Source organism: Streptomyces sp. NPDC054841 (assembly GCF_053611045.1).
In genome coordinates this window covers 1-10,194 of sequence record NZ_JBSGZO010000317.1, presented here as the reverse complement: position 1 = coordinate 10,194, position 10,194 = coordinate 1, and the positions used below count along the sequence as shown (strand labels likewise).

The window sequence follows — 10,194 nt, the reverse complement described above, 5'->3', positions numbered from 1 at the left end:
CCTGCGCGGCGGGGGTTTCTTCCTCCGCGGCGGGCTCGACCACCTCGACCGCCTCGTCGGCGGCGTCGCTCGTGGCGTGCGCCTCCTCGACGGCTGCGACCGCCTGCGCGGCGGGGGTTTCTTCCTCCGCGGCGGGCTCGACCACCTCGACCGCCTCCGCGGTGGGCTCGACCACCTCGACCGCTTCCTCGGCGGTGTCGTCCGCGGCGGGCTCGACCGCTTCGTCGGACATGGTGGTTTCGGGCTGCGGAGCGTCGTCGCTCGACGGTGCCTCCGTCGGCTGGACGGTGTCCTCAACAGCGTCGGCTTCCGCCTGCGCGGGCTCCGGCTCGGCGGGCGCCTCGGCGGTGGTCTCGTCCGTGGACGGGAGGTCGGCGGCCTCGGCGGCCTCAGCAGCGTTCGGCGCCTCGGCGGCGTCCGGCGCGTCGGCAACGGCGGGCGCCTCGGCAACGGCGGGCGTGGACGCCGGCTCGCTGTCGGTCTGCGGCGCCGGCACCGAGGCCGTGGGCTCATGTGATGCGTCGTCCGTCGTGCGGGCCGACGGGATCGTCGGGCGGGACGGCTTGGGGTTGTCGAAGGCCGCCGCCACCAGCTCGGCCGCGTGGGCCGCCTCCGAGGAAGAGGGTGTTGTGGTGGGTGCCTCGGCCTGGGGCGGGACGGAGGCGGGGGCCGTAGTCGTAGTGGTCGGGGCCGACGACGACTCCGTACGCTCGCGTCCAAACACCTTGCGCAGCAAGCTCCGAATGCCCATGGGCGAGGCCTTTCGCGTGAATTGGGTGCGCTCATTGTCCAACAATGTCCGGTCCAAGGGCGGCAACGCCGCAACCGTGGGCCAGGGCGGACACGTAAGGTTAGCCGCCGCCCGTTCCGCACCATCGCAAGGCCCTCCGGCGTCAGGACCACCTCGGTCGCCGTGCATTCATCCCGCGTTCACTTCACCGCCTCCGCACTGCACACGTGTGCCCCTAGCGTCACGGCCGGACATATTCCGACACGATGTCGGCGCGGGGTGCGCCGAAGGGGAGATGGGGGAAGAAGTGCGCAAACTGCTGCCGCTCCTGAGCTCGAATCACGCGGGCGGCCGGTCCGCTCTCACATGCCGTTACCGCTGTGGTGACGCCTGTTTCCATGAAGTGCCGAACACCAGTGGGAACGAGTACGCCGGCGACATCATCGCCGGTGCCCTCTCGCGGCGTTCGATGATGCGTGCCGCCGCCGTCGTGACCGTCGCCACCGCCGCCGGCGGCGCCGTCGTCACGCAGAGCGCCCCGTCGGCGCAGGCCGCGACGGCCGCCGCCGCGACCGGCACCCGCCACGGCAGCACCGGCAGCGGTGCCCGCGGCCTCCGCTTCACCCCGGTCGCGCCCAACACCGCCGACCAGGTGACTGTTCCCACCGGCTACACGCAGAACGTCGTGATCCGCTGGGGCGAGCCCATCCTCCGCGGCGCTCCTGCCTTCGACGCCGACAACCAGACCGCCAAGGCGCAGGCCGGTCAGTTCGGCTACAACAACGACTTCCTCTCCCTGCTGCCCCTGCGTGAGCACGGCCGCCAGGTCCTCGTGGCCAACCACGAGTACACGGACGAAGTCCTGATGTTCAAGGGCTACGACGCGGCCAACCCGACCCGCGAGCAGGCCGAGATCGCCTGGGCCGCGCACGGCTTCTCCGTCGTCGTGGTGCAGGAGGAGCGCAAGAGCGGCAAGCTCACGCCCGTCACCCGGCACCACCTCAACCGCCGTCTGACGGCCACGAGCGAGTTCCGGCTCACCGGCCCGGCCGCGGGCAGCGCCCTGCTGAAGACCTCCGCCGACCCGACCGGCACCAAGGTCCTCGGCACGCTCAACAACTGCGCCGGCGGCACCACCCCCTGGGGCACCACGCTCCACGGCGAGGAGAACTTCAACCAGTACTTCGCCAACGGGTCGAGCGCCACCGACAAGCGCTACGGCATCGGCAGCGCCGCCACCGAGCGCAAGTGGGAGCGTTTCGACAAGCGCTTCGACGTGGCGCAGGAGCCCAACGAGTCGCACCGCTTCGGCTGGGTCGTCGAGCTCGACCCGTACGACCCCGACTCCACCCCCCGCAAGCGCACCGCGCTGGGCCGCTTCAAGCACGAGGCCGCGCAGCCGCGTCTGACCCGCGACGGCCGCCCGGTCGTCTACATGGGCGACGACGAGCGCTTCGACTACTTCTACAAGTTCGTCTCGTCGAAGCGGATGAAGAAGGGCAATTCGCGCGCCGCCCACGAGCACAACCTCACCCTCCTCGACGAGGGCACCCTCTACGTCGCCAAGCTCACCGGCGACTCCCCCGCCGAGATCGACGGCACCGGCAAGCTCCCGAACGACGGTGAGTTCGACGGCACCGGCGTGTGGATCCCGCTGGCCACCGGCGATGTCTCGCACGTCGAGGGCATGACCGCCGAGGAGGTGTACGTCTTCACCCGCCTCGCCGGTGACAAGGTCGGCGCCACCAAGATGGACCGCCCCGAGGACGTCGAGCCGAGCCCCCGCACCGGTCGTGTCTACGTCGCGCTCACGAACAACAGCGACCGCGGCAAGCCGGGCAAGGCCGGCGCGGACGAGGCCAACCCGCGCAACCTCAACAAGCACGGCCAGATCCTGGAGCTCGCCGAGCACTGGGACGACCCGGCCAGCGACGGTTTCGCCTGGCGGCTGTTCCTGGTCGCCGGCGACCCGAACGACCCGGCCACGTACTTCGCGGGCTACCCGAAGGACAAGGTCAGCCAGATCTCCTGCCCGGACAACGTGGCGTTCGACCCGCACGGCAACTTGTGGATCTCCACGGACGGCGCCCAGCTCGGCTCGCACGACGGCCTGTTCGGCGTCGCCACGCAGGGCGAGCGGCGCGGTGAGCTGAAGCAGTTCCTCACCGTCCCCAGGGGCGCCGAGACCTGCGGTCCGATCATCCAGGACCGCCGGGTGATCGTCGCCGTCCAGCACCCGGGCGAGATCGACGGCGCCACCGTCGAGAAGCCCGCGTCCGTGTGGCCCGACGGCCCGGGCAAGATCGTGCGCCCGTCCGTCGTCGCCGTCTACCGCACGGACGGCCGCGACATCGGCGTCTGACTCCGGTGACCCCTGCGGGTCCGGCAGCTCCCGCCGGACCCGCAGGGAGGGGGGTCGGTCCACAGAGTCCCCGGTCCCTCAGGGAGTGCCCGGTCCGGCAGGCAGGGGACGGCCCGCAGGGAGTGCCCGGTCCCGCAGACAGGGGTCCGCAGACAGGCGCCCGCAGTCAGGCGTTCACTCCAGGCCCGCCGCCTTGCGGAAACGCACGAACTGCTCCGCCGGGTCGCCCGTGTACGACCAGGGCACGCGCGCCGCCCGCGCCCCCAGCATCGTGAAGAGCCTGCGGGCCACCTCCGTCTCCCCCGCGTAACAGGCCGCGTGGGTCAGATAGTTGAGCTCGGCGATCTCCTCCGGGAGGACAGGTCCGTTCTCCCGTCCGCCGATCCACCGCGCCCAGGTACGCCGCACCTCCGTCACCGCCAGCTCGTGCTTCCAGTGCTGGCCGAAGTCGCGGACCGGGGCCCGGCCCCGGGAGCCCTCGGCGACGTACCGGAACTCCTCCACCCGTGCGATCTGTACGAGCACCGGCAGCGGGGAGCCGGGCGGCGCCGCACCCGCCGCGTCGCGCGCGAAGTCGTACATCGCGCCGTGCGTGCCGTGCCACCGCGCCGACCAGTAGCGCAGCAGCTGCACATGGCCCTCGATGTTGTCCGGGTCACGGCGCCGCAACTCGTCCCACCACCCGCGCAGTTTGCGCCGTGGGACGCCGCCCTCGTACAGCCGGGCCACCGTCAGCAGCGACACCCACGGCATCGGGTCGGCGGGCGCCGCCTCCGCCGCGCCCATGCAGGCCATCACCGCCGCATCGACCCGGTCGCGCTCGACGGTGGCTCCCCGGCCCGCGGCGATGGCCCGGTCGAAGACCCGGACCACCTCGGTCGCGGCGCGCAGCACGGCCGCGTCCGGGTTGCCGGGTTCGGCCGCCCGCCACGCCTCGACCGCCGACGAACCCGCCGCGGCGTGCGAGAGCTGCCGCAGCCGGTGGGTGCGGCGCGGCCAGTCCTGGCCGGTGGCGTGCAGCAGATCCCGTACGCCCTGCCAGCGCCCGATCACGATGTCGTGACGGGTCTCCGTGAGCGCGCGGTCACCGAAGTCCGGGTCGAAGTCCAGCTCGAAGCGGCGGCGAGCGGCCATGTCTGCCTGCTTTCTGCGGTCACAAGTCAGAGTCAGTCAGAAGTCACACGTCAGTTCACACGTCAGTTCACACGACGGAGTTACGCGTCAGAGTCACACGTCGGAGTTACGCGTCAGAAGTCGGTGGCCATGGCATCGCGGGCACTGTCCCGCCGGGCGGAGGAAGGACCGTTGTACGGCTCCTCCGCCTCGATCGCCCGGGCCGCGTCGAGCTTCGCGGGCCGGTAGTACGCACTTCCCCGCCGCCAGTACCAGAGCATCGGCACCACGCCGACGGCCAGCCCGCCGAGGCCGATCGCGATCGAGGCCGTGCTCAGCTCGCCGAGCGACTCGAAGAAGATCCAGAACATGAAGACGGCGCCGAGGGACGGCCACAGCCCGCCGAGCAGGAAGTTCCGTACGGACGTCAGCAGCATCTTGCGGTACGCGACGACTGCCGCGATCCCCGCCAGTCCGTAGTAGACCGCGATCTGCAGCGAGATCGCGCTGACCGCGTCGGAGAGGATGTCGCCGACCGTGCCGAGGGCGGTTGACGCCACGAGCATCATCAGGGCGACCGCGCCGACCACGGCGATCGCCACCCACGGCGTGTTCCAGCGCCGGTGCACCGTGCCGAGCACGGCCGGCATCGTACGGTCCCGGCCCATCGCGAAGAGCGAGCGCGTGACCTGGATGAGGGTGGTCTCCAGGGTGGCGACGGTCGACAGCATCACCGCGATGATCAGCAGCTTTCCGCCGACGCCGGGCCAGATCTCCTCGCCGAGCACGCCGAGGACGTTTCCGCTGCCCGCCTCGATCTGCTCGGAGGTGAGGATGACGTTGACGGCGATCGTGAACGCCTCGAAGAGGAGGAAGACGACGCCGACGCCGACGAGAGCGGCGAGACCGGCGGTCCTGCGGCTGTTACGGGTCTCCTCGCTGAGATTGCTGGTGACGTCCCAGCCCCAGTAGTAGAACGCGGCGATCAGCGCGCCCGAGGCGAATCCGGACGCCCCGTCGAAGTGCGAGAAGCCCAGCCACGACCAGTCGAAGGCGACGGCGGAGCCCTTGTGCACCAGGGCGGCGAGCAGGAAGAGCACGAGGACCAGCACCTCGAACCCGGACATCAGCAGCTGCGCCCGTACGGTCAGCCGCGCGCCGCCGAGCACCACCAGCAGCATCACCACGAACCAGCAGGCGCCGACGGTCGCGGCGAGCGCGGTGTTCGTGGCGAGATCCGCGTCGAAGAGGGCGAGGGTCAGGGCTCCGGCCGGCAGGGAACCCGCCACCATGAAGATCGTCGCGGAGACGACCAGGGCCCAGCCGGAGAGGAAGCCCAGCAAGGGGTGGAGGGTGCGGCCCACCCAGGAGTAGCTCGCCCCGGCGTTGACGTCGATCCGGCCGAGGCGGTTGAAGGCCAGGACGATGCCGAGCATGGGTATCGCGCAGTACAGCAGCGCAGCGGGACTGCCCAGGCCGACGGCACCGACCAGGACGGCGGTGGTGGCTGCGAGCGAGTACGCGGGGGCGCTGCCGGCGACCGCCATCACGATCGTGTCGAACGTACCGAGGACATTGGGCTGAAGCCCTCTGCCGGAGTTGCTGCTCATCGAATGTCCTTGTGTGGCAGGGCATGTGGCGATGGTTCAGTGGTCGTCGGCCGCGCTGAATGGATGACTCCGTAACGGCGGGACGGAGCGCATCGTAGTCGCCCCCCGTAACCTCGGTGGTATGACGGATGGCGAAGGGACCGTGGGGACAGCGGAAGGGACCGTACGGGTCGACAGCTGGATCTGGTCCGTGCGGCTCACCAAGACCCGCTCGCAGGCGGCGACGGCCTGCCGGGGCGGGCACGTCCGGGTGAACGGGGAGCGCGTCAAGCCGGCCCACGCGCTGAAGGCCGGCGACGAGGTGCGGCTGTTCCACGCGGGCCGGGAGCGGGTCGTGGTCGTCTCCCGCATCATCCGCAAGCGCGTCGGCGCGCCCGCGGCCGTCCAGTGCTACGTGGACAACAGCCCGCCGCCCCCGCCGCGCGAGTTCGTGGCCCCGATGGGTGTACGCGACCGCGGTACGGGCCGCCCGACGAAGCGCGAGCGGCGGGATCTCGACCGGCTGCACGGGCGGGGCGCCTAACCCCCGGCCCCGGCCCCGGGCCCCGGACTCCGGGCGCCCCCGACGGCTTTCGGTACGGTGCCGAGCCGGAACGGTGATCGAGCGCACGACGACCGCGGTTTCGTGCATCCGGAGTCGGTCCTGTCGGACCGGCGGTTCTCGGCCGGGTGCGGCCCCGGTGGGGGTCAGGAACGGGGCGACGCGATCGCCCGGGCCGCCGTGACTTCGTGGCGCAGGGGGGCGAGGACGCTCTGCTCGTCGCCCTTCAGGCCCGCGCGGACCTCGACGAGCTCTTCGCTGGAGCGGATGCCGTCCGCGAGCCCGTGCAGCTGTCCGACGACCGCGGCGACCTCGTCCGGCGCGGGCCGCGCCGCGCCGTGGTTGACGCGGACCCGGGCCGCGGTCGTCGCGTCCGCGATCCGCTCGACCGCGACGACGAGCGGCCACCACGCGGCGGCCCGTGTGCCCGTCGGCGGCGGCTCGGTGAGGGCCCGCTGGAATTCCGACCGTACGGTCGACAAGTCCCGGTACAGCCGGCGCCGGGACCGTACCCGCTCGCCCTGGTCGGCGTCCGCGCCGAAGGCCAGCTCCACATAGTGCGCCGCGTGCTCGACGGAGTCCGCGAGCCGGTCCCCGATCCTGCTTCGCCAGCTCTCCGGCCACAGCAGATAGCCCGCGATCAGCGCGATCGCGCAGCCGATCAGGCTGTCGACCAGGCGCGGTCTGATCAGCCCGATGCCCTGGCGGTTGAGCAGGTCGGACAGGAGCAGGATGACCGGGGTGATCGCCGCCGTCTGGAACGCGTACCCCTTCACCGAGAACGCCGGGATCAACGCCGCCAGCACCACCATCACCGGCACGTACCACCACCCGCGCGGCACCTCCGCCAGCACCGCCGTGGCGACCACCAGCCCCACCGCCGTGCCCAGCGCGCGCAGCACGGCCCGCGAGAAGACCGAGCCGAAGTCCGGCTTGAGGACGAAGGTGACGGTGAGCGCGACCCAGTACGAACGGTCCACGACGACCAGCGAGACCAGCGCCTGCGCGATGCCGATGCAGAGCGCGAGCCGCAGCCCGTACCGCCAGGACGCCTCGGAGAGCAGCACATCGCGGGCCGTGCGGCGGGCCCGGATGCGCAGGGCGGCGGGGCGGCCGAGGCGGTCGTCCACGTTGTAGGCATCGGGGTCGGCCTCGTGGACGACCGTCGCCGCATGCCGCAGGGCGTGGTCGACGGCCAGCCCGGCCGGGGTGTCCGGGTGCGGCAGTTCGAGCTCGGGCGGGCCCGAGCGGCCCTCCTCGACGGCGTCCGCGAGTGCCCGCACCGCCGCCGGGATCGCGTCGGGCAGCGGGCGGCCCTGCTGATGGGCGGCGGGGGCGGCCTCGACGAGCGGAATGACGACGTTGAGCTGGGCCAGCAGCCGTACGAGGGACGGATTGCGGCCGTGGTCGCGGGCACGGCGGGCCAGGACCAGGTCGTAGGAGGTGTTCAGGGACTGGGTGACGGCCTGCCGGCGCTCCTCGTACGCGTCGCTGCCCGCCGCCGCGAGGAGATCGGCGACCGCACGGTACGTGCCGGCCACCCCCGACCGCTCGGGCACGCCGCCGCGCAGCGGCCAGCCGAGCAGCGACAGGACGAGGACGAAGACGCCGCCGAGGCCGAGCAGGAGCGGGGCCTTCCACCAGGGGCTGGGCATCGGCAGCCCGGCCCCGACCACCGCGTTGAGCAGAAGCAGCAGCCCGGACACGGAGGCGACCGCGCCGATCGACGAGATCATCCCGGAGACGAGCGCGACGAGGGTGAGAACACCGACCGCGACCCAGCCCTCGCCGTACACGAGCGTGCCGAGCGTGACGCCGACGGCGCCGAAGAGCTGCGGGACGGCGATGTTGAAGAACCGCATCCGGTAGGCGTCGGCGGTGTCGCTGATGACTCCGGACAGGGCACCCATCGACACCAGCGCCCCGTACACCGGCTGGTCGACGGCGAAGCCGACGGCGAGCGGGGCGGCGAGGGCGATGGAGGCGCGGACGACCGCGGCCCAGGGGATGGGCGCGGGCTGCGGACGCAGCCCCGCCACGAGCCAGGCCGGTGGTGCCAGCCGTATACGGTCCGCCATGGTCACCCACTGTGCAGTGCGAGTTCGACGATCAGGGCACGGTGGTCGGTGCCGGAGAAGTCCAGGAACCGAGCATCACGTACCTCGAAATCATCGCTCACCAGCACATGGTCGATCTGGGCGCCCAGCGGTCGGGGCATGGTGGCGGGCCAGGACGGGGTCCGGAACGCTCCGGCGAGGCGGGCGCTGTCGTACAGACCACCGGCATCGAGGACGTGGCGGAAGGCGGCGTGGTCCTGGGAGGCGTTGAAGTCCCCCGCGAGGATCGTGGGTGCTCCCTCGCCGTCGGCGGCCCACGCCCGCACCCGGCCGAGCTCCTCGCGCCAGGGCCCGAGCCCGCCGGGGACGGGCGGCAGCGGGTGGGCGAGCTGCACCCGGACCGTCCGCCCGCCGATCAGCGCCTCGGCGCCCGGCATCGCCAGCTCGCTCGGAATCCCGGCGGTTGCTTCGAGCGGGTGTACGGAGAGGATCGCGGAGCCGGACGCGAACTCGCCCTCGACGACCTGCCGGTACGGGTAGTCGGTGCGCGGGATCCGGGTCGCGAGGGCGTCGCTGCACGTCCGGTCGCACTCCTGGACGAAGACCAGATCCGGCTTCTCGCGCCGCACCGCCGCGATCAGGTCGGGCGTGGCCTGCCCGAACTCCACGTTCGCGGTGAGCACTTCGAGCCGGGCGACGGCCGGTCCACGCGGCGGCTTCGGCTCGGGGCCGTACGGCCGCACGTACCAGCCGGTCACGGCGAGGAGGACCAGGGCCCAGGCGAGGAGGACCCGGCGCCGGGCGACAGCGGCGAGCAGGAGCCCCAGCCCGGCGGGCACGAGCAGCCACGGCAGGAACGCGAGCAACTGCGGCACGGGCGTGTACCCGTCCACGCCCGCGACCCGGCAGCCGACGACCACGGACACCCCGCCGAGCACCACACCCGCGATCCACGCGGCCCCGAGCCGCCAGGGCGAGCGCCGCGGCAGCCCGGGGGGCGGCGGGACGACGGCGCCGGGCTCGAAGGCGGCGCCGGGGAGGGGAGGGCGGTCGGGCTCCATGACCGGGAAACGGCCGGGGAGCGGAAAGAGTTCGGCGTCCCTTTCGGCGAAGGAACGGTGGGGCTCGAACCCGTACGCGCCCTGCCCGGACCCTCGGGACCTGCAGGTGGCGCCTTCACGCGCCCGGCGTCAGCCCTTCTCGCCCCGCGTGGCGCACAGCCGGTCCAACGGCCCCTGGCTCACGAGCTCTTCCGGCTCAGTGCCGCAGTGCCTGGGCGACTTCCGCCGTCGGTGTCCCGGACAGGTCGCGGTTGCTGCGCGCCGTGGCCGACTTCGCACCGCCCACCGGTACCTCGTCGATCGAGACGACGGTGGCGTCGAGGACGTTGCCGTCGGCGTCCTTCCAGTTGACCAGGACCGTGTAGTCCGCGGTCTTGCTGGAGAGGTTGGTCACGGTGAGCTCCGTGGCGACACGGTTGCCGTCGGCCTTCGTGGGACCGAGCTTCACATCGCCCTTGGCGTCGAGGCCGCCCTTGATCTCCGCCATCCGGGATGCCGCCGACGACGCCGCGGCCGACGCGGACTCGAGGACCTCGCCCACCTTTCCGGTGGCCGACGCGACGGCCTCGCCGGCCTTGGAGGCGACCGACTCGGGAGTCTCGCCGGTGTCCGAACAGCCGGTCGCCCCCGCCGCGACCACCGCGGCGGTGACGGCGGCCAGGACGGCGTTCCGTATACCGGGGTTCCGTATGTCATGGCCCGTTCTCATAAGCACCAGCC

Annotated in this window: 7 protein-coding genes and 1 pseudogene; 2 read left to right on the top strand and 6 right to left on the bottom strand. The window is 72.3% G+C overall.

Features of this window, described 5'->3' with window-relative positions:
* A pseudogene (locus tag ACWGI8_RS31175) lies at nt 1-751 on the bottom strand (hypothetical protein); the annotation flags it as partial.
* A gap of 286 nt (nt 752-1,037) precedes the next feature.
* On the opposite strand from ACWGI8_RS31175, the gene ACWGI8_RS31170 reads away from it, so the two are divergent.
* Nucleotides 1,038-3,092, top strand: a complete 2,055-nt coding sequence (locus ACWGI8_RS31170) for a PhoX family protein (protein ID WP_453665990.1) — start codon at nt 1,038-1,040, stop codon at nt 3,090-3,092.
* Between the two features lie 174 nt (nt 3,093-3,266).
* Here ACWGI8_RS31170 and ACWGI8_RS31165 read toward each other — a convergent pair whose 3' ends face one another.
* On the bottom strand, nt 3,267-4,226 hold the full coding sequence (locus ACWGI8_RS31165) for a hypothetical protein (protein WP_453665988.1): 960 nt from the start codon (nt 4,224-4,226) through the stop codon (nt 3,267-3,269).
* Nucleotides 4,227-4,339: 113 nt separating this feature from the next.
* Nucleotides 4,340-5,815, bottom strand: coding sequence for an APC family permease (locus ACWGI8_RS31160; RefSeq protein ID WP_453665986.1), 1,476 nt, complete (start codon nt 5,813-5,815; stop codon nt 4,340-4,342).
* Between the two features lie 121 nt (nt 5,816-5,936).
* Here ACWGI8_RS31160 and ACWGI8_RS31155 point away from each other — a divergent pair, with 121 nt between their 5' ends.
* Nucleotides 5,937-6,338, top strand: a complete 402-nt coding sequence (locus tag ACWGI8_RS31155) for an RNA-binding S4 domain-containing protein (RefSeq protein ID WP_453665985.1) — start codon at nt 5,937-5,939, stop codon at nt 6,336-6,338.
* A 164-nt stretch (nt 6,339-6,502) separates the two neighbouring features.
* Here the strand turns inward: ACWGI8_RS31155 and ACWGI8_RS31150 are convergent, their stop codons facing one another.
* The 3 genes from ACWGI8_RS31150 to ACWGI8_RS31140 all read right to left on the bottom strand — a co-directional run.
* Nucleotides 6,503-8,434, bottom strand: coding sequence for an FUSC family protein (locus ACWGI8_RS31150; RefSeq protein ID WP_453665983.1), 1,932 nt, complete (start codon nt 8,432-8,434; stop codon nt 6,503-6,505).
* Nucleotides 8,435-8,436: 2 nt separating this feature from the next.
* The gene (locus tag ACWGI8_RS31145) at nt 8,437-9,474 is read right to left on the bottom strand and encodes an endonuclease/exonuclease/phosphatase family protein (protein ID WP_453665981.1); all 1,038 of its coding nucleotides are present in this window, start codon (nt 9,472-9,474) and stop codon (nt 8,437-8,439) included.
* A gap of 196 nt (nt 9,475-9,670) precedes the next feature.
* Nucleotides 9,671-10,194: hypothetical protein (locus ACWGI8_RS31140; RefSeq protein ID WP_453665979.1), on the bottom strand; the 524-nt coding region annotated here is incomplete at its 5' end.